The sequence below is a fragment of the Pseudomonas sp. JUb42 genome, assembly GCF_024807945.1.
GTDB lineage: Bacteria > Pseudomonadota > Gammaproteobacteria > Pseudomonadales > Pseudomonadaceae > Aquipseudomonas.
Genome location: NZ_JANUFD010000006.1, coordinates 386293 through 403737, shown reverse-complemented (window position 1 = coordinate 403737; position 17445 = coordinate 386293). Strand labels below are relative to the sequence as shown.

Annotated in this window: 20 protein-coding genes; 12 read left to right on the top strand and 8 right to left on the bottom strand. The window is 59.1% G+C overall.

Annotation, left to right across the window (positions count from 1 at the left end):
* The first annotated feature begins 88 nt into the window (after positions 1-88).
* The 4 genes from M2401_RS14765 to M2401_RS14750 are packed head-to-tail and all read left to right on the top strand — an operon-like array spanning position 89 to position 2761.
* Positions 89-220, top strand: coding sequence for a hypothetical protein (locus M2401_RS14765; RefSeq protein ID WP_259103925.1), 132 nt, complete (start codon positions 89-91; stop codon positions 218-220).
* On the top strand, positions 217-981 hold the full coding sequence (gene aztA / locus M2401_RS14760; RefSeq protein ID WP_259103922.1) for a zinc ABC transporter ATP-binding protein AztA: 765 nt from the start codon (positions 217-219) through the stop codon (positions 979-981). The genes M2401_RS14765 and aztA overlap by 4 nt, the downstream gene beginning before the upstream one ends.
* Positions 978-1847: a metal ABC transporter permease gene (locus M2401_RS14755; protein WP_259103921.1), complete on the top strand. Its 870-nt coding sequence runs from the start codon at positions 978-980 to the stop codon at positions 1845-1847. Before aztA ends, M2401_RS14755 begins: the two co-directional genes overlap by 4 nt.
* Before the next feature lie 20 nt (positions 1848-1867).
* A complete protein-coding gene (locus tag M2401_RS14750; RefSeq protein ID WP_259103919.1) occupies positions 1868-2761 on the top strand; it encodes a metal ABC transporter substrate-binding protein in 894 nt (297 codons plus the stop codon).
* Positions 2762-2889: 128 nt separating this feature from the next.
* Here M2401_RS14750 and M2401_RS14745 read toward each other — a convergent pair whose 3' ends face one another.
* On the bottom strand, positions 2890-4038 hold the full coding sequence (locus M2401_RS14745) for an aldose epimerase family protein (RefSeq protein WP_259103918.1): 1149 nt from the start codon (positions 4036-4038) through the stop codon (positions 2890-2892).
* Between the two features lie 294 nt (positions 4039-4332).
* On the opposite strand from M2401_RS14745, the gene M2401_RS14740 reads away from it, so the two are divergent.
* The 4 genes from M2401_RS14740 (at position 4333) to araH (ending at position 8979) form a co-directional block, all read left to right on the top strand.
* Entirely contained in the window at positions 4333-5073 is a 741-nt protein-coding gene (locus tag M2401_RS14740; RefSeq protein ID WP_259103916.1) for a FadR/GntR family transcriptional regulator, read from the top strand.
* 123 nt (positions 5074-5196) lie between these two features.
* The gene (locus M2401_RS14735) at positions 5197-6201 is read left to right on the top strand and encodes a substrate-binding domain-containing protein (protein WP_259103915.1); all 1005 of its coding nucleotides are present in this window, start codon (positions 5197-5199) and stop codon (positions 6199-6201) included.
* 225 nt (positions 6202-6426) lie between these two features.
* Positions 6427-7956, top strand: coding sequence for an L-arabinose ABC transporter ATP-binding protein AraG (gene araG / locus M2401_RS14730; RefSeq protein WP_259103913.1), 1530 nt, complete (start codon positions 6427-6429; stop codon positions 7954-7956).
* Positions 7957-8013: 57 nt separating this feature from the next.
* A complete protein-coding gene (gene araH / locus M2401_RS14725; RefSeq protein ID WP_259103912.1) occupies positions 8014-8979 on the top strand; it encodes an L-arabinose ABC transporter permease AraH in 966 nt (321 codons plus the stop codon).
* A 42-nt stretch (positions 8980-9021) separates the two neighbouring features.
* On the opposite strand, the gene M2401_RS14720 is transcribed toward araH, so the two are convergent.
* The 5 genes from M2401_RS14720 to M2401_RS14700 form a co-directional block, all read right to left on the bottom strand.
* Entirely contained in the window at positions 9022-9507 is a 486-nt protein-coding gene (locus M2401_RS14720; RefSeq protein WP_259103911.1) for a helix-turn-helix domain-containing protein, read from the bottom strand.
* A 436-nt stretch (positions 9508-9943) separates the two neighbouring features.
* On the bottom strand, positions 9944-10555 hold the full coding sequence (locus tag M2401_RS14715) for a membrane integrity-associated transporter subunit PqiC (RefSeq protein WP_259103910.1): 612 nt from the start codon (positions 10553-10555) through the stop codon (positions 9944-9946).
* Complete coding sequence (locus M2401_RS14710; RefSeq protein WP_259103909.1) at positions 10552-12225, bottom strand: intermembrane transport protein PqiB; 1674 nt, start codon at positions 12223-12225, stop codon at positions 10552-10554. The genes M2401_RS14715 and M2401_RS14710 overlap by 4 nt, the downstream gene beginning before the upstream one ends.
* On the bottom strand, positions 12218-12832 hold the full coding sequence (locus M2401_RS14705; RefSeq protein WP_259103908.1) for a paraquat-inducible protein A: 615 nt from the start codon (positions 12830-12832) through the stop codon (positions 12218-12220). Before M2401_RS14705 ends, M2401_RS14710 begins: the two co-directional genes overlap by 8 nt.
* Positions 12829-13440, bottom strand: a complete 612-nt coding sequence (locus M2401_RS14700) for a paraquat-inducible protein A (RefSeq protein WP_259103907.1) — start codon at positions 13438-13440, stop codon at positions 12829-12831. The genes M2401_RS14705 and M2401_RS14700 overlap by 4 nt, the downstream gene beginning before the upstream one ends.
* Before the next feature lie 275 nt (positions 13441-13715).
* On the opposite strand from M2401_RS14700, the gene M2401_RS14695 reads away from it, so the two are divergent.
* Complete coding sequence (locus tag M2401_RS14695) at positions 13716-14042, top strand: SPOR domain-containing protein (RefSeq protein WP_259103978.1); 327 nt, start codon at positions 13716-13718, stop codon at positions 14040-14042.
* Between the two features lie 179 nt (positions 14043-14221).
* Here M2401_RS14695 and M2401_RS14690 read toward each other — a convergent pair whose 3' ends face one another.
* Positions 14222-14539: a YqjD family protein gene (locus tag M2401_RS14690; protein ID WP_259103906.1), complete on the bottom strand. Its 318-nt coding sequence runs from the start codon at positions 14537-14539 to the stop codon at positions 14222-14224.
* A gap of 165 nt (positions 14540-14704) precedes the next feature.
* Between M2401_RS14690 and M2401_RS14685 the strand changes: the two genes are divergently transcribed.
* Together M2401_RS14685 and M2401_RS14680 are read left to right on the top strand one after the other, a co-directional pair.
* On the top strand, positions 14705-14959 hold the full coding sequence (locus M2401_RS14685; RefSeq protein WP_259103905.1) for a hypothetical protein: 255 nt from the start codon (positions 14705-14707) through the stop codon (positions 14957-14959).
* 112 nt (positions 14960-15071) lie between these two features.
* Entirely contained in the window at positions 15072-15998 is a 927-nt protein-coding gene (locus M2401_RS14680) for a carbon-nitrogen hydrolase family protein (protein WP_259103904.1), read from the top strand.
* A 3-nt stretch (positions 15999-16001) separates the two neighbouring features.
* On the opposite strand, the gene M2401_RS14675 is transcribed toward M2401_RS14680, so the two are convergent.
* The gene (locus M2401_RS14675; protein WP_259103903.1) at positions 16002-16481 is read right to left on the bottom strand and encodes an LEA type 2 family protein; all 480 of its coding nucleotides are present in this window, start codon (positions 16479-16481) and stop codon (positions 16002-16004) included.
* 183 nt (positions 16482-16664) lie between these two features.
* Between M2401_RS14675 and M2401_RS14670 the strand changes: the two genes are divergently transcribed.
* On the top strand, positions 16665-17432 hold the full coding sequence (locus M2401_RS14670) for a 3-hydroxyacyl-CoA dehydrogenase (protein ID WP_259103900.1): 768 nt from the start codon (positions 16665-16667) through the stop codon (positions 17430-17432).
* Positions 17433-17445 lie beyond the last annotated feature (13 nt).

The window sequence follows — 17445 nt, the reverse complement described above, 5'->3', positions numbered from 1 at the left end:
ATGAAGATGAAAAAAATCTAATGTTATCTAGTAACATTATGGCTTTTGCTATGTAATACTGTAACAAATAGTTGCAGGTTACCCTCTCGTGAAAGCTCCTCGCGTTCCTTCCATCACCGGCTCGATGCTGGCCCGATCCGCTGTGCACCGCTTGCTGCTGGCCCTGGCCATGCTGGTCCTGTTATGGCTGGCCATTGTCTGGGCGGTGGCGATTCCATGAGTGCAGCCATCGCATTGGATAACCTCACCGTCGCCTACGAGCGGCGCCCGGCCGTACATCACCTCAGCGGGCGTTTTGAGGCGGGCAGCCTGACGGCGATTGTCGGCCCCAATGGTGCTGGCAAGTCGACCCTGATCAAGGCCATTGCCGGGACCATGAAACCGGCAGAAGGGCGCGTCGATCGCGGTGCCCTGGCCACCCGCACCCTGGGCTATCTGCCTCAGGCTGCCGAGATCGACCGCAGTTTCCCCTTGAGCGTGGCCGACACCGTGGCCATGGGCGCCTGGCGCAGCATCGGGCCGTTTCGCGGTTTGAGCCGCGATCAAGGTCGGCGCACTCGCGAGTCGCTGCAGGCAGTGGGGCTGGAAGGCTTCGAAGGGCGCAGCATCGGTTCACTGTCCTCGGGGCAGTTCCAGCGCGTGTTGTTTGCCCGGCTGCTGTTGCAGGACGCCGCAGTGATTCTCCTCGACGAGCCCTTTACCGCAATCGATGCCCGCACCACCAATGACCTGTTGCAACTGGTGCGCGCCTGGCATGGTCAGGGCCGCACGGTGATCGCGGTGCTCCACGATATCGATCAGGTGCGCCAGCACTTTCCGCAAACCCTCTTGATGGCCCGTGAAGCCATTGCCTGGGGCAATACCGCCGAGGTGCTGAGCGTGGAGAACCTGCGCAAGGCGCGCAATATGGCCGAGTTCTGGAGCGCCGATGCCGAGCTGTGCGCCGCTGAGTCGGACGATTCAACAGGAGCCCGCTCATGATGCTGTATGACGCGGTGATCCAGCCCTTTGTCGAGTTCGGTTTCATGCGTCGGGCCCTGGTGGCGTGCCTGGCCCTGGGTATCGGCTCCGGTCCCGTGGGTGTGCTGCTGATGCTGCGGCGCATGAGCCTGGTCGGCGATGCCATGAGCCATGCGGTATTGCCGGGGGCGGCGGTGGGCTTTCTGTTTGCCGGTCTGTCGCTGCCGGCCATGGGCTTTGGCGGCATGATCGCCGGGCTGTCCGTGGCGCTGTTGTCGGGGTTGGTCAGCCGCCTGACCAGCCTGCGCGAGGACGCCAGTTTTGCCAGTTTCTACCTGACATCTCTGGCTGCGGGGGTGTTGATCGTGTCGCTGCATGGTTCCAACGTCGACCTGCTGCATGTGCTGTTCGGCACCATTCTGGCCATCGACTCTGACGCCATTTTCATGGTCGGCGCCATTGCCTCCTTCACCCTGGTGCTACTGGCGCTGATCTACCGGCCATTGGTGCTGGAATGTTTCGATCCCGGCTTCCTGCGGGCCGTGGGCGGGCGCGGTTCGCTGTATCACGTACTGTTCCTGTTGTTGGTAGTGCTCAATCTGGTCGCCGGGTTCCAGGCGCTCGGCACGCTGATGGCCGTGGGCATGATGATGCTGCCCGCCACGGCAGCGCGCTTCTGGGCCAGTTCATTGGGCGCGCTGATGCTGATTTCGACCCTGGTGGCGACCCTGTCCGGGTTTATCGGGCTGATCGTGTCCTATCACATGGGCGTCGCTTCCGGCCCGGCCATCGTCCTGACGGCCAGTGCCTTCTACGGCTTTTCGTTGTTGTTCGGACGCACAGGGATCCTGCGTCGATTTTTCCCCAAGCCTCACCTGGTCAACTAAACCTTAACGAGAGCAAAACCATGAAGAAATCCATGCTATTGGGCGCGATGGCAGCCTTTGCGCTGTCTGCGTTTTCTGTTCTGGCCCAGGCCAAGCCCCTGGAAGCGGTCGCGACCTTCACCGTTATCGCCGACATGGTGCATACCGTTGGCGGCGACCGCGTGCATGTCACCTCGCTGATTGGTCCCAACGGCGACCCCCATGTCTATGAGCCGACCCCGGCCGACGCCCAGGCGTTGAAGCAGGCGGACGTCACCTTCGTCAGCGGTCTGCATCTGGAAGGCTGGCTGGATCGCCTGATCAAGGCGTCGGGCTACAAGGGCCAGCCGGTGGTGCTGTCCAACGGCATCAAGACCCGCAGCATGGATGAAGACGGCAAGCGCATCACTGACCCGCATGCCTGGAACAGCGCGGCAAATGGTGTGATCTATGTCGGCAATATCATCACTGCCCTGAGCAAGGCCGACCCGGACGGGGCTGCCGAGTACAAGGCCAACGGCGAGCGCTATATCGCTCAGTTGAAGGAGCTGGACAGCTACGCTCGCACGCAGATCCAGGCCATTCCCAAGGCTCAGCGTAAAGTGCTGACCTCCCATGACGCGTTCGGTTACTTCGGCGATGCCTATGGCGTAACGTTCCTGTCGCCATTGGGCTTCTCCACCGAGGCAGAACCATCGGCGGCCGATGTGTCGAAACTGATCCGTCAGATCAAGGCCGAGCACGTCAGCGCCTACTTCTTCGAGAACTCCGGTGATCCGCGTCTGGTCAAGCAGATTGCCGATGCCAGCGGCGCTCAGCCGGGCGGTGAGCTGTATGTCGAATCGCTGTCGCCAGCTGACGGCCCGGCCGCCAGCTATGCGCAGATGTTTCGCTACAACGTCGACAAGCTGGTTGTGGCGATGAAGGGTAAGTAACCACGAATTGTGGGAGCGAATTCATTCGCGAAGACGGTGTTTCAGACGATAAAAATGTATCGACTGGAGTGTCTTCTTCGCGGATGAATCCGCTCCCACAGGTGGCATGTGCCTGAAGCCTGAGTTTTTTAGCGCACGAACTTGAAGACGGTAGTCTGGGTATAGGTCTGCCCCGGATTCAAGCGTGTACTGCCGAAGTTGGGCTGGTTGGGTGCATCAGGAAAGTGCTGGGTTTCCAGGGTAAACGCACCCCAGTGCGGATAGACCTTGCCGGCCTTGCCCTTGATGCTGCCATCGAGGAAGTTGCCGGTGTAGACCTGTACGCCGGGCTCGGTGGTAAACAGTTGCAGGCGCCGGCCAGAGGCAGGGTCGAACACTTCGGCAGCAAGTTTGCTGACTTTGCCCTGGTTATCCAGCACCCAGTTGAAGTCAAACCCGCCTTGTTTCTGTTCCGCGAACTTCAGCTGCGGATGATCGTCCTTGATGTGTTTGCCGAACTCGGTGGGCTTGAGAAAGTCCATCGGCGTTCCGGCTACGGGCGCCAGTTCTCCGGTCGGAATCAGCGTGCCATTGACCGGTGTGTAATGCGCCGCATGCAACGTGGCGACCTGTTTGAGCACATCACCGCTGCCCGCACCCGCCAGATTGAAATAACTGTGGTTAGTCAGGTTCAGTACCGTCGGTTTGTCGGTGACGGCCTTGTACTGAATACGCAGTTCATTCTTCTCGTTGAGGCTATAGGTGACTTCGGTCGTCAGATTGCCGGGAAAGCCCATCTCGCCATCAGCTGAAAGATAGGTCAGCTTGACCCCGACCCAGCCTGGTTCCTTGCTCGGTTCGGCCTTCCACACCCGTTTGTCGAACCCTTGGGTACCGCCGTGCAAGGCGTTGGTCTTGTCGTTGAGGGGAATCTGATAGGTGGTGCCATCGAGGCTGAATTTGCCTGCGGCCAGGCGGTTGCCGAAACGACCGATGGTCGCGCCGAAATACACTGTGCCGTTGTTCTGATAGCCCTGGACATCATCGAAGCCCAGAACCACATCGTCGACCTTGCCGTTCTTACCTGGCACCAGCAGCGATTGCAGGGTGGCGCCGTAGGTAATGATGTTGGCTTCGACGCCGTGGCTGTTACGCAGGGTGTATTTCTCGACCGATGCGCCGTCGCTGGTGGTACCGAACGGAATCGGTTTGGCCAGCTCAAGGCCGGCGGCATTGACGCTGAGGGTGGCAATCATCAAGGACAGTCCCAAAGGAGTGGCAAAGCGGTTACGGATCATCAGAGTTTTCCTTTTTTTGTTGTTGTTCGAAAGGGGTACTACGTTGTGTTGATTCAGGGTTCAAACGACCTCGCTGGGCTAATTGGTAATACTATTTGATGGATTTACGTCGGATAGTTCGTTGTATAGAGCAAAAATCTTAGCTTGAAAATTAAATTGTAATACTATTTAGTGGTCGGGTAGCGCAATGTGGTACTGACCCTGAGCATTCCGGCGTTTTCTACCGGTTTGACAGCCAATGGTGTGATGATTAGCCTCCAGCTAAGACCAAAAGCCAGTGGAGTGCCAGCGCTCATGCGCAGTAATTTTCATGATTCGACGGTGGACCGCCTCGGTACCTGGATCGCCGCAGGACATGTGGAACCGGGCCAGACCCTCAAGGTCGAAGCGGCATTGTGCGAAGAGTTGGGTGTCAGCCGTACGGTGCTGCGCGAGGCGATCAAAACCCTGGTAGCCAAGGGCATGCTTGAGGTGGGACCGAAGGTCGGCACACGGGTTTTGCCGCTGCGCCAGTGGAATCTGTTCGACCCGCAGGTGGTGGGCTGGCTGGCGCGCAAGGGGCTGACGGAAGGCTTCGTCAAGGACCTGCTGGACCTGCGCCGGACCATCGAACCCATGGCGGTGCGCTGGGCCTGTGAAAGGGCGACACCTGCGCAGATTGCGGCGATCCAGGCAGCCTACAAGGTGCTGGCGCTTTCGGTGGCGGACAAGGGTGACTACAACCTGGCGGACCGGCAGTTTCATGAATTGGTACTGGCGGCGAGCCATAACCAGTTCATTGAGCAGATGTTGCCCGCTGTCGGAGCGTTGCTGGCGGTGTCCTTCGAGGTTTCCTCGGCTGTACCGGGGGAACTGGGTCGCACGCTACCGCTGCACAAGGAGTTGGCTGATGCCATTGCCAGCCGTGATGCGGCGCGGGGTGTCTGGGCCTGCATGACCCTGATCGAGCAGGCGGCCGAGGTGATCTCGGGTTCCTTTGCCCGGCAGGAGACTCAGGTCGTTGCGAGTGACACTCGGTTACATAGTGTTGATTGATAATATGATATGACTGGTTGTGTGGTGTTTAACGAGGTTGCCGGACCGCTGCCGTGGGCCTGCAACCGAACCGCAAGAAAATGCTGGACGCTGTAGCTATTCAATAAAAATAAGGAGTTAGCTATGTTGAGTCGTCACGGGATTCGTTCCCTGTGCTGTGTCGCCGTCGCCACTGCCATCCTCGGCATGGGGGCCGGTGCATCCGCTGCCGATAAAGTGAAGATCGGCTTCCTCGTCAAACAAGCCGAAGAACCCTGGTTCCAGACCGAATGGCAGTTCGCCGAGAAGGCCGGGCAGGAACATGGTTTCGAGGTGATCAAGATCGCCGTGCCTGACGGCGAGAAAACCCTGACCGCGATCGACAACCTGGCCGCCAACGGCGCCAAGGGCTTTGTCATCTGCCCGCCCGATGTATCACTGGGCCCAGCCATCGTCGCCAAGGCCAAGGCCAATGATCTGAAAGTGATGGCCGTGGACGATCGCTTTGTCGACTCCAAGGGCAAATTCATGGAAGACGTGCCTTACCTGGGCATGGCGGCCTTTGAGGTAGGCCAGAAACAGGGCGCAGCCATGGCCGATGAAGCCAAGAAGCGTAACTGGGACTGGAAAGAAACCTACGCCATCATCAACACGTACAACGAGCTGGACACCGGCAAGAAGCGCACCGATGGGTCGGTGGATGCGCTGAAAAAGGCCGGTCTGCCTGAAGACCATATCCTCTTTACCCCGCAGAAAACCCTCGATGTACCGGGCAGCATGGACGCCACCAACGCGGCCCTGCCGAAATTGCCTGCGGCAGCGAAGAAGTTGATCGTTGGCGGCATGAATGACAACACCGTGCTCGGTGGCGTGCGCGCCACGGCGGGTGCCGGGTTCTCCCCGGACAATGTCATCGGTATCGGCATCAACGGCACCGACGCCATCGATGAACTGAAAAAAGCCAAGAGCGGCTTCTTCGGATCGATGCTGCCAAGTCCCGACAAGGAAGGCTACAACACCGCCTTGCAGATGTATGAGTGGGTCACCACCGGCAAGGAGCCTGCCAAATACACCGCGATGGACGACGTCACGCTGATCACCCGGGAAAACTTCAAGGAAGTGCTGACCAAGATTGGTCTGTACAAGTAATCACGGTGTGATGGCAATTGTTGTAGGGCAGGGTAAGAGCTAAAAGGCGGGAGCGATTTGTGGGAGCGAATTCATTCGCGAAGAAGCCAGGCGTTGCACAGGCCTCTTTTGACTGAATAACCGCTTTCGCGAATGAATTCGCTCCCACGATTAACGCCTACAGTTCGCGCCTACCTTGGCCTCTGCGACAACTAAAAGGTTATGCGTTGTTCGACAGGAGGTTGCATGCATCAGCAAGCGATCCAGCAACAGGCAACAATCGGTGGCAGCCTGCGCTTCAACGGGATCGGCAAGACCTTTCCCGGCGTGAAGGCGCTGTCGGATATCAGTTTCGAGGCCCGGCCCGGCACAGTCCATGCGTTGATGGGCGAGAACGGCGCGGGCAAATCGACCCTGCTGAAGATTCTCGGCGGTTCGTACCAGCCCAACAGTGGCGATCTGCAGATCGGCGATCAGGCCCTGGCGTTCAAATCCACCGCTGACAGTATTGCTGCCGGGGTGGCGGTGATTCACCAGGAACTGCACCTGGTCCCGGAAATGAGCGTCGCGGAAAACCTGCTGCTGGGCCATATGCCCAACCGCATGGGCCTGCTCAATCGCCGGGCCATGCTGCGTCAGGCTGGCGAACTGCTCAAAGGCCTGGCAGACGAGATCGACCCGGCCATGCGCCTGGGCAATCTGTCCCTGGGCCAGCGGCAACTGGTGGAAATCGCCAAAGCCATGTCACGCAATGCCCATGTCATCGCTTTCGATGAGCCGACCAGTAGTTTGTCGGCGCGGGAAATCGACCGTTTGATGGCAATCATCAGCCGTCTGCGGGACGAGGGGCGGGTGATTCTCTATGTCTCCCACCGCATGGAAGAAATTTTCCGTATCTGCGACGCCGTTACTGTATTCAAGGACGGCCGTTTCGTACGAACCTTCGAGAACATGGCTGAATTGGACCATGACCGCCTGGTGACCTGCATGGTCGGGCGCGACATCCAGGACATCTACAACTATCGGGCGCGTGAGCATCAGGGCCCGAGCCTGCGGGTGACCGGTCTGCTCGGGCCGGGCTTGCAGGAGCCGGTGAGTTTTGCGGTAGACAAGGGTGAGGTGCTGGGCTTCTTTGGTCTGGTCGGTGCAGGACGTACCGAACTGTTTCGCCTGCTCTCGGGCCTGACTCGCAGCACTGCCGGGACACTGCAACTGGACGGCAAGGCGCTGATCCTGCGTTCGCCGCGGGATGCCATAGGTGCCGGCATTTTGCTCTGTCCGGAGGATCGCAAGAAGGAAGGCATCGTGCCTCTGTCCAGTGTCGCCGAGAACATCAATATTGGCGCACGGCCGCGGCATGTCAGCCTCGGTTGCCTGATTCAGGGCCGCTGGGAGCGTGACAACGCAAGGCAGCAGATCCAGGCCATGAACGTCAAGACGCCCTCGGCGGACCAGCAGATCATGTTCCTCTCCGGTGGCAACCAGCAGAAAGCCATTCTCGGCCGCTGGCTGTCGATGCCGATGAAAGTGCTGCTGCTCGACGAACCGACCCGAGGTATCGATATCGGCGCCAAATCCGAGATCTACCAGATCATTCATAACCTGGCCGCCCAGGGCATTGCGGTCATTGTGGTGTCCAGTGACCTGATGGAAGTCATGGGTATTGCCGATCGCATTCTGGTCATGAGCGAGGGCGCTATCACTGGCGAGTTGATGCGTGACGAAGCCGATGAATCACGTTTGTTGCAACTGGCGCTGCCGCGTAGCCGTGGCTGAGTCCTACCTTTAAATGCCGGCGTGAACTACACCGTGAAAAACAAGAAAGAGGTGCGTATGTCTAGCGAAACCAGCCTGCGGGCTCCCCGCCAGGGCCTGAACCTGCGGCGTTTTTTTGATGAATGGGTCATGCTCCTGGCAGCCCTGGGGATCTTCGTGCTGTGCGCACTGTTGATCGACAACTTTCTCTCACCGCTGAACATGCGTGGCCTGGGTCTTGCCATTTCCACGGTGGGCATTGCCGCCTGCACCATGCTGTTCTGTCTGGCGTCCGGGCATTTCGACCTGTCGGTCGGTTCGGTGCTGGCCTGCGCCGGAGTGATTGCCGGGATTGTCATGCGCGATACCGACAGCGTGTTTCTCGGTATTTGCGCAGCCCTGGCCATGGGCCTGATCGTCGGGCTGATCAACGGTATTGTCATCGCCAAGCTGCGTATCAACGCCTTGATCACCACCCTGGCGACCATGCAGATCGTCCGCGGCCTGGCCTATATCTTCTCCAACGGCAAGGCGGTCGGGGTCTCGAACGAGGATTTCTTCGTCTTCGGCAATGGTCAGTTGTTCGGCGTGCCGGTGCCAATCCTGATCACCATCGTCTGTTTCATGTTCTTCGGCTGGCTGCTGAACTACACCACTTATGGCCGCAACACACTGGCCATCGGCGGCAACCAGGAAGCCGCTTTGCTGGCCGGTGTACATGTTGACCGGACCAAGATCATCATCTTCGCCGTGCACGGCCTGATCGGTGCCCTGGCGGGCGTCGTGCTGGCCTCGCGCATGACGTCAGGCCAGCCGATGATCGGCCAGGGCTTTGAGTTAACGGTTATTTCTGCCTGCGTACTGGGCGGGGTGTCGCTCAGTGGCGGGATCGGCATGATTCGTCATGTGATTGCCGGGGTGCTGATTCTGGCAATCATCGAGAATGCGATGAACCTGAAGAATATCGACACCTTCTACCAGTACGTGATCCGCGGCACGATCCTGTTGTTGGCGGTGATCATCGATCGACTGAAGCGGCGCTGAAACGCCCCAGGCCAATTGAGTGCTGCCTGTGACCGGGCAGGCTCAATTCAGGCGTGAGGTGATGAAGATCAGGCGCATAACGGCCACGGCAAGGGTCTCGGCATCATTCTGGATGTTCTCCAGTTGGCTCTGCTGCTGCGCTGCCTTATCGATATCAGCGCGAGATTCGGCCAACTGGGTCAGTTGATAAAGGTTGTCGGTCATATCGTGCAGATTCATATGCAGGCGTGATATCACTTTGGCCATGCGCTCGGCGCCGGGGTTTTGCCAGACCTGGGAGTCCTTGGGGGAAAAGCCGTCGGCCCCCAGTGACAGGCTTCCAGCCGACAGGCTCATGCCGGTCACGACATAAGCAACGTCGACACCGACTTCAGCGACCCGGGACAAATAATCCGCCCGCGGGGAGCGCACGCCATTTTCGTAGTTACCCTGTGCGTTGGTTTCGACGCCGCCAATAGCGCCCAATGCGCTTTGCGAAAGTTTGAGCCTTAGTCGCTCTTGCTTGAGACGTTGCCCAATCCCTGACATAGATAGATAGTTCCCGTGAAATCACAAAGACCTTGGCGGCTTTATGGTCTTTAGTATCAATTTGTCCTGCCGCTTGTAGTGCAACCCTGAATCGGCAGTCCAGCGGTCATCAATAGTTGCAAAGATACCCCTTTCCAGTTCGGTACAGGAATAATTTTTTGTACGCTTTTGTACGATCTTTTTCCTGTCTTAAACTCTAAAGTGCCCGCGTTACAGCGTTTTTAGTTAGGTGGCTAATGGCCCGCCAACGGGGGGGAGGTGGCCATTTGGAGGGAGGCGAGGTGGAGTGCATACGTTGTATTTCCGGGGGGCTTCGACTCAGTCAGGGTGGTGAGTCGAAGCGATGACCGGCTGGTCATATAAAAGTCAGCGCCTTGCGCAAGGCGTGCTGTATCACCGGTTAATAGCCATGCCGGTCAAATAGGCACAGGAATGGTTAATCAGGACAGTTTGCCGTGCCTGTTTGCACCCATTGTTTTGCTGTCGTCCCCATGAGTGTGGCCAGTTTTCCTACTGCGCGTTGATGGGCCACAACCAAATCTTCCATGCCGCTGCCAGCCGTTTCGCGAATCAGGCTGCTGCAGGTCAGGTTTTGCCGTTTCGGGCCGCTGTTACGCAAGTTCAGGCTCCATACCACATCAATCAGGGCGTATTGCCCGGGAATCGATTCGAAGCGGCGTACGTCGGTGCGCACCGACAGCACCGGTTGCTCGCTGTTTTTCGGCAGCCCTGCCAGATCACGGGTGCCCAGACGCTGTTCCAGCTGGGCTGTCAGCGCGTCGTGGAACTCATCGGCCAGGGGGGCGCCCCAGCGTTCACCCTCAAGAATGACCAGGCTGCCATTGCTCTGACGGACTACCAGGGCCGGTTGGTCGACTTGTACCGGCAGTATCACCGGCAGCATTTCCAACTGCAAAGGCGTGATTGCCTGAGCATTGGAATGTGGCGCCAGCGGGGCGACCAGGGTGTAGTAATGGGTCGGCTGGGACGTACAGGCGCTGATCGCCAGCGCGCCGGCCAACACCATGAGTTTCAGGCGCAGGGTCATTGTTCTGGCTCCAGGTTGATCTCACGAGAGGATGGGGCGGCTTTGTAGGAGCCCGGCGCGGCGTCGCCGGTGCGACCGCGAATAAGGGCTTCAGGGTGACGGCCGAGATAATCGGTGAGGACTCGCACCGAGCGCGCCGTGCGTTGCACTTCGTCCATGGTCTGGCTCAGTTGCTGACGTGGCGCCGAGTCTTCACCCAGGGATTCGTTGGCGGTGGCCAGGGTCTTCTGCACCTGCTGCAAGGTGCCGCGCATCTGCGGCAGGACATCGCCATTGACCTGTTTCATAGTCTTCTGCAATTCCACCAGGCTGCCATTGAGGTTGTTTGCCACCTGATCGATTGGCAGCTTGCTCAACTTGTCGACGAAGGTTTGCAATTGCTCCTGCAACTTGTCGAAGCTGCCCGGAATGGTCGGAATTTCCAGCGGTCGCAGCTTCGGATTGAAGGCCACTCGCGGTGCCTTGGGATCGAAGTCCATGGCGATATACAGCTGACCGGTCAACAGGTTGCCATTGCGGATCTGGGCGCGCAGGCCGTGCTCGACAAAACCGCCAAGGATGCGCGCGCTGATTTCATCCGGATCACCCTTGCCGCCGATCTGTTCCAGCTTGTCGTTGGCCGCGCCCAGGCGTTTGGGATAGATCACTGCACCGATGATGCCGGGGAAAGTCTGGGTCTTGGTGTCGTAGTCCAGGTCCACCGACACCACTTTGCCGATATTCACCCCGAGGAAGTCCACCGGGGCGCCCACCACCAGCCCACGCAGGGATTGATCGAAGCGCATGCGGATATAACGGGCATCGCCGTCGGGTGGGGCCAACGCCGTGGCCTGGTCATCGAAAATGGTGAACTCGGCGTTGGCATCGGCCGCTTTCGAGTTGGGGCTGTAGTTGGGTTCGCGGAAGGCGATACCGCCGGAAATGATCGACGTCAGGGACTGGGTGTCGATTTTCAAGCCTGCGGCGCCGATGGTGACGTCCACGCCGCTGGCATTCCAGAAACGGGTATCGGTGGTGATGTACTGATCGTTGGGCGAGTTGATGAAGATCTCGACATCGACGCCTTTGCCTTCCTTGGCCAGGTGATAGGACACCACCTGACCGACCTGGATACGCCGGTAATAGATCGGCGAGCCGATGTCCAGGGAGCCGAGGTCGTCGGTATGCAGGATGAAACGTTTGCCTTTCTCGCCGAAGCTGACCGGCGGCGGCGTTTCCAGACCTGCGAAGCGGTCGGTGGTTTCTTCGTTGCTGCCCGCGTCTGCCGCAATGAAGGCGCCGGACAGCAGTGTGTCGATGCCGGTGATGCCATGAGCGCCGATGCGCGGGCGCACCACCCAGTAGTGGCTGTCCTTGCGGGTGAACGGCGCGGCGCTGTTATTCAGCTCAACGGTGGTCAGCACGTGGGTGCGGTCGTCGCTCAGGGAGATGGCGGTTACGGTACCGATTACCACGTTCTTGTACTTGACCTGGGTCTTGTTGGCTTCAAGTCCTTCGGCGGTACGGAAGGTGATTGTGATCTTCGGCCCGACATTCATCCAGTCATGCACGGCCATGGACAGACCGATCAGCCCGGCGACGATGGGGACCAGCCAGATCAGGGATATGCGCGCGCCACGGCGTTTAACCGTGGGCCGGGCAGGCGAAGGGGGTAGGGCATTGTCAGACATCTTCAACCTCTGCATCCCAGATAAGCCGGGGATCGAAACTCATGGCGGCGAACATCGTCATCACCACCACCAGACCAAAAAAAAGAATACCGATGCGCGGCTCTATGGTGCTCAGTTCGCGGAATTGCACCAGAGCCGCAACCAGGGCTACCACCAACACATCGAGCATGGACCAGTAGCCGATCAGTTCAATGAAGCGATACAGCCGCGCGCGTTCACGCATGGCCCAGGTACTGCGGCGCTGGACCGTCACCAGCAGGGTGCCGAGTACGACGAACTTCAGGCAGGGCACCACGACACTGGCGATGAAAATCAGCAGGGCAATGTCCCAGGAGCCGCCTTCGATGAATTCAAGCACACCGCTCATGATGGTGTTCTGGCTGCTGCTGCCAAACAACGTTGTGAACATCACCGGCATCAGGTTGGCCGGGATATAGAAAATCAGCCCGGCGATCAGAAACGCCCAGGTTCGCGCGATGCTATTGGGCTTGCGCGCATGCACCGGGGCTTCGCAACGCGGGCAGGTGCTGGTCCCGGCCGGGCAGACGTAGCCGCAGGTGTGGCAGAGGCATACGTCATGTTCATGGGCGAAGGGGATGCCATTCATACAGGATGCACTCCCGGTTCGTCCCACAGGCGGCGGATATCCTTGCCCGCAATCAGGATGATCAACACCATCAGCATGGCCATGGCCCACAGACCCAGGCCCGGATGCACGTCAAGCATGCCGCCCAGCTTGACGATGGCCACCAGGATGCCCAGCAGACAGACTTCCAGCATGCTCCAGGGACGCAAGTGCTCAAGGGTGCGCATACACAGTTTGAAACCGGGTGCTACGGCGCCACGGTGGGCATACAGCAGCAGCCAGAACAACAGGGCTATCTGCAACAGCGGGGCGAGGATAATGGCCAGGCCGGCCACCAGGGCAATCAAGGTGATACGGCCTTGGGCCAGGGCCTCCACGGATTGCCACAGGGTGACCTGATTGCCCAGCCCCTTGAGGCTGATGCTGATCACCGGGAAAAAATTGGCAAACACGAACAGCAGGGCAGCGGCGATGGTCAGCGCCAGCAATTGTTCGATGCTCAGACGATGCCCGCGCCCTAAAATGGCATCACAGCGGGCGCAGTAGGCTGCTTCGCCTTTTTGCAGCGACGGCGCTTCGTATAGAGAGTCGCAGTGCTCGCAAATGATCAAGTCCGAACGATCTTTCATGGGGCGCAAAGTGGTCGATGCCGTGATGGGGAAGTACTGAATAAGCTCAAGCGCGCAAAGATACCGGTTTCGTCGCGTTCAGGCTCGTTTTTGTCGCGACTGTTTGTCGCAGGCGAGCGTGCGGCGCGCTACTCAGATGGACCGCAGGGCGGGGTCGCCGTTCATGATCGGCAGACGATCCGGACAAATAAATCCGTCGCTGGCGGGCAATGAAGAAAAAGCGCAGTGATAGACTCGCGCCACTTCAGAACGAGGAGCAGATCAACGTGCGCAAGATGGTAATGATTTTGGCGGTACTGGCGGTAGCCGGCTGTGATTCGGGCAAGCCGGACAAAACTCCTGCTGCCGCTCCGGCAGCCCCTGTCGCCGCCGTGGCAGCTGCGCCGCAGTGGGACGTCCAGGTCGTGGCGACCGAAGCCCTCACCGATATTACGGCCTGGTTGCTGGAGCACGGTTATCCGTTCCAGATCGACGCCAACCGTCGAATCCTCATCGGGCCATTCAGCTCCAAGGCCGATGCCGAGGCCAAGAACCAGGAACTGGCTACCAAGCTGATCAACGCCCATCGTGCGGCGGGTGCGCAGGTTGTTGAGCATAAATAAGCCGGTTGGCTTGTTTGTAACGCGATTTAGTCTGACGCAAAACCTTGTGGGATCGGCTTTAGCCGGGAAAGCGCAAGCAGGGTCGATACATCTCTATCGTCTGCCATGTCCTCTTCCCGGCTAAAGCCAGTCCCACAAAAACCACATTAATTCAGTTAGTTGCAGCGATCTTTTATCTATTAACGACGGCCGAGCAACAAACCTACAACCAGACCAAAACCGGCGGAAACCGCCACGGTCTGCCATGGATGGCCGCCGATATAGCTTTCGGTAGCTTCGACGGCTGGCTTGGTGCGATCACGGACGCTGACCACGGAGTCCATGGCCTGCTTGAGCTTGAGGCTCAGCTGCGCACGCAGGGTTTCGGCTTCTTCGCCCACCAGCGAAGCGCTGTCCTTGAGCAGTTTGTCCGACTCTTCGATCAGCGCCTGCAGTTCGCTGAACGCCTGATCCTTGATCTGTTCGGCGGCATTCTGGGCAGATGTTTTACGAGCCATGGTGTTTTCCTTTCAGTGATGGATGGCAGTATGCAATGGAGTCATTCACATAGAGAAAAGTTGCAGGTATCTGTAGGACCTGAACTTATTCGCTCGTCACATTGCGTCCGAGTGTGCGCTGCAAGGGTGTAAGATGCAGCGGTTTTTATGTCGCAGGTAACCGCTATGAGCTTCAATCTGGCAAATCGCCCCCTTCATGAGCGCGCAGCGCTTGAAGATGAAAAATCCCGACTGTTCGATCTGTGGCAAAGCAACCTGGGCAAGGCCAAGGGCGATGCTGCGCGCCTGATCGGGGAAAAAGCCAAGCGCAAGGGCAAGTGGTCCGAGTGGGTCCGCGCCGAACTGGACGCCATGAGCCCGCCGGAGTACGCCAACATGGTGCGCAGTGAAGTCAATCGACTGATGGCGGCCGCCAAGTAAGCCGACTGACTGATATTCATATGGCTCATATCATTTAGCAGTGATTCGGTATTTCTTCATGTGAGGCTGCGTTGGAGAATCGCCACATTCTCAGTCAACGGAGCTTTCCCGCATGTCTAAATCCATCGTTGCCGCCCTGCAGATCGGTGCCTTGCCCGGCGGTAAAGCCGAGACCCTGGAACAGATTCTTTCCTTTGAGGCCGCCATTCTCGAATCCGGCGCCCGCCTGGTGGTCATGCCTGAGGCGCTGCTCGGTGGTTACCCGAAGGGCGAAACCTTCGGTACGCAGCTGGGTTATCGCTTGCCGGAAGGGCGTGAGGCCTATGCGCGCTACTACGCCAACGCCATCGATCTGCCAGGACCGGAAACCGACTCGCTGGCTGCCTTGTCGGCGCGTACCGGTGCCAGTCTGGTGCTTGGGGTAATCGAGCGGGCGGGCAATACCCTGTATTGCACCGTGATCTTTATCGAGCCGGAAGGCGGCCTGGTGGCCAAGCACCGCAAACTGATGCCAACCGGCACTGAGCGGCTGATCTGGGGCAAGGGTGATGGCTCGACGCTGCCTGTTATCGACAGCCAGGTCGGCCGCGTTGCGTCGGCGGTGTGCTGGGAAAACCAGATGCCGTTGCTGCGCACAGCCATGTACGCCAAGGGTGTCGATGTCTGGTGTGCGCCGACGGTGGACGAACGGGATATCTGGCAGTGCACCATGCGCCATGTTGCCCATGAAGGGCGGCTGTTTGTGATCAGCGCCTGTCAGGTGCAGCCGTCGCCCGAGGCCTTGGGTGTCGAAGTGGCCAACTGGCCAGCACAGCGCCCCCTGATCAACGGTGGCAGCCTGATCGTCGGTCCAATGGGTGACGTGCTGGCCGGGCCATTACTGGGTGAAAGCGGCCTGCTGTGTGCCGAAATCGATACCGACGAACTGGTCAAGGCGCGCTACGACCTGGATGTGGTCGGCCATTACGCGCGGCCGGATATCTTCGAGCTGGTCGTCGATGAGCGGGCCAAGCCCGGCGTGCGCTTCATTCAGGATTGATCCCTACCATTCGTTATTCAGCGGTTGTGGCAGGCTCAGTACGCCGCTGTCGCTGAAGCGCATCGTGCCGAACAGGCCGCCCGCTAGCTTGCCGTGCAAGGTGTACGGCAGGTTGTCCAGGCTCTGGCGTTCGCTGACGCCCACCACCTGACGCAGCGCGGCAAAGGCCGAAACGCTCACCGGCACTACCAGCACCGCTTCAGAAAAGCGCCCGATGGTGCCTTGCTGATCGCTCACCCCCGAGGCAAGCAACTTGCCATTAACGTCCAGATCCAGGGCGACGCCGCTGTAATCGATGGCGGTTTCATTGGGGTTCTGCAAACGCAGTTTGACTGCCAGCCGTACCTCCAGGCCTTGGCCGGGCAAGGGCTCGATACCCACCACATTGATATTCAACGGATCATTATGGGGAAACAGCGCACAGGCGCTCAGGGTCAGTAGCAACAAACTGGTGAACAGCATACGGATGAACTGTACGGGCATGCGCCGGGCTCCGGGCTGATGGCTACCTGATCTCAGACCTCCCCGGCGCGCAGAGATTCGTTATTGACCAAATCGCTCATCGATTGCGCCTGCTTTGACCATTGCCTCGTCATCGCGGCAGCGCGACTATCTTTGTCATTGCAACAACCTCCCCAATTCAAAAAACAACATGGAGAACCTCTTATGCAGCTCAAGGACAAGGCATTTCTAGTCAGTGGCGGCGCTTCGGGACTTGGCGCGGCCACCGCGCGCATGCTGGTCGAGGCTGGCGCCAGGGTCATGCTGGTCGATCTCAATGCCGAGGCTGTTGCTGCTCAGGCCGGGCAGTTTGACGGGCAAGCGGCGTTTCATGCTGGCGACATCACTCAGGAGGCCGTGGCTCAGGGCGCTGTGGACGCTGCGGTAAAGGCTTTCGGCCATCTTCACGGCCTGGTCAATTGTGCCGGTATTGGTGGCGCGGAGAAGATTCTCGGCAAGGAGCAGCCCCATCGCCTGGAAAGCTTCAGCCGCATCATTAATGTCAATCTGATCGGCAGCTTCAATCTGCTGCGTCTCGCCGCCGAGGCCATGGCCAACAACGAGCCGAACGGCGAGGGCGAGCGCGGGGTGGTCATCAATACCGCCTCCATTGCCGCCTACGACGGGCAGATCGGCCAGGCCGCTTATGCGGCGTCCAAGGGCGCAATTGTCAGCCTGACCCTGCCAGCGGCGCGGGAGCTGGCACGCTTCGGTATCCGGGTCATGACTATCGCTCCGGGTATTTTTGAGACGCCAATGATGGCCGGGGTTGCCGAGCCGGTGCGCGAAGCCCTGGCCGTGGGCGTGCCGTTTCCGCCGCGGCTGGGCAAGCCTGACGAGTATGCGGCGCTGGTCCGGCATATCGTCGAGAACAGCATGCTCAACGGCGAGGTGATCCGTCTCGACGGCGCCCTGCGTATGGCCGCCAAATAAGCTCAGGAGAATT

What these genes read in the sequence shown, in the direction of transcription:
- M2401_RS14700 (WP_259103907.1), bottom strand. Translation starts at nt 13,440, where the DNA reads ATGAAAGATCGTTCGGACTTGATCATTTGCGAGCACTGCGACTCTCTA.
- M2401_RS14735 (WP_259103915.1), top strand. Translation starts at nt 5,197, where the DNA reads ATGTTGAGTCGTCACGGGATTCGTTCCCTGTGCTGTGTCGCCGTCGCC.
- M2401_RS14675 (WP_259103903.1), bottom strand. Translation starts at nt 16,481, where the DNA reads ATGCCCGTACAGTTCATCCGTATGCTGTTCACCAGTTTGTTGCTACTG.
- aztA (WP_259103922.1), top strand. Translation starts at nt 217, where the DNA reads ATGAGTGCAGCCATCGCATTGGATAACCTCACCGTCGCCTACGAGCGG.
- M2401_RS14705 (WP_259103908.1), bottom strand. Translation starts at nt 12,832, where the DNA reads ATGAATGGCATCCCCTTCGCCCATGAACATGACGTATGCCTCTGCCAC.
- M2401_RS14755 (WP_259103921.1), top strand. Translation starts at nt 978, where the DNA reads ATGATGCTGTATGACGCGGTGATCCAGCCCTTTGTCGAGTTCGGTTTC.
- araH (WP_259103912.1), top strand. Translation starts at nt 8,014, where the DNA reads ATGTCTAGCGAAACCAGCCTGCGGGCTCCCCGCCAGGGCCTGAACCTG.
- M2401_RS14715 (WP_259103910.1), bottom strand. Translation starts at nt 10,555, where the DNA reads ATGACCCTGCGCCTGAAACTCATGGTGTTGGCCGGCGCGCTGGCGATC.
- M2401_RS14685 (WP_259103905.1), top strand. Translation starts at nt 14,705, where the DNA reads ATGAGCTTCAATCTGGCAAATCGCCCCCTTCATGAGCGCGCAGCGCTT.
- M2401_RS14740 (WP_259103916.1), top strand. Translation starts at nt 4,333, where the DNA reads ATGCGCAGTAATTTTCATGATTCGACGGTGGACCGCCTCGGTACCTGG.
- M2401_RS14690 (WP_259103906.1), bottom strand. Translation starts at nt 14,539, where the DNA reads ATGGCTCGTAAAACATCTGCCCAGAATGCCGCCGAACAGATCAAGGAT.
- M2401_RS14695 (WP_259103978.1), top strand. Translation starts at nt 13,716, where the DNA reads ATGGTAATGATTTTGGCGGTACTGGCGGTAGCCGGCTGTGATTCGGGC.
- M2401_RS14745 (WP_259103918.1), bottom strand. Translation starts at nt 4,038, where the DNA reads ATGATCCGTAACCGCTTTGCCACTCCTTTGGGACTGTCCTTGATGATT.
- M2401_RS14710 (WP_259103909.1), bottom strand. Translation starts at nt 12,225, where the DNA reads ATGTCTGACAATGCCCTACCCCCTTCGCCTGCCCGGCCCACGGTTAAA.
- araG (WP_259103913.1), top strand. Translation starts at nt 6,427, where the DNA reads ATGCATCAGCAAGCGATCCAGCAACAGGCAACAATCGGTGGCAGCCTG.
- M2401_RS14720 (WP_259103911.1), bottom strand. Translation starts at nt 9,507, where the DNA reads ATGTCAGGGATTGGGCAACGTCTCAAGCAAGAGCGACTAAGGCTCAAA.
- M2401_RS14680 (WP_259103904.1), top strand. Translation starts at nt 15,072, where the DNA reads ATGTCTAAATCCATCGTTGCCGCCCTGCAGATCGGTGCCTTGCCCGGC.
- M2401_RS14750 (WP_259103919.1), top strand. Translation starts at nt 1,868, where the DNA reads ATGAAGAAATCCATGCTATTGGGCGCGATGGCAGCCTTTGCGCTGTCT.
- M2401_RS14670 (WP_259103900.1), top strand. Translation starts at nt 16,665, where the DNA reads ATGCAGCTCAAGGACAAGGCATTTCTAGTCAGTGGCGGCGCTTCGGGA.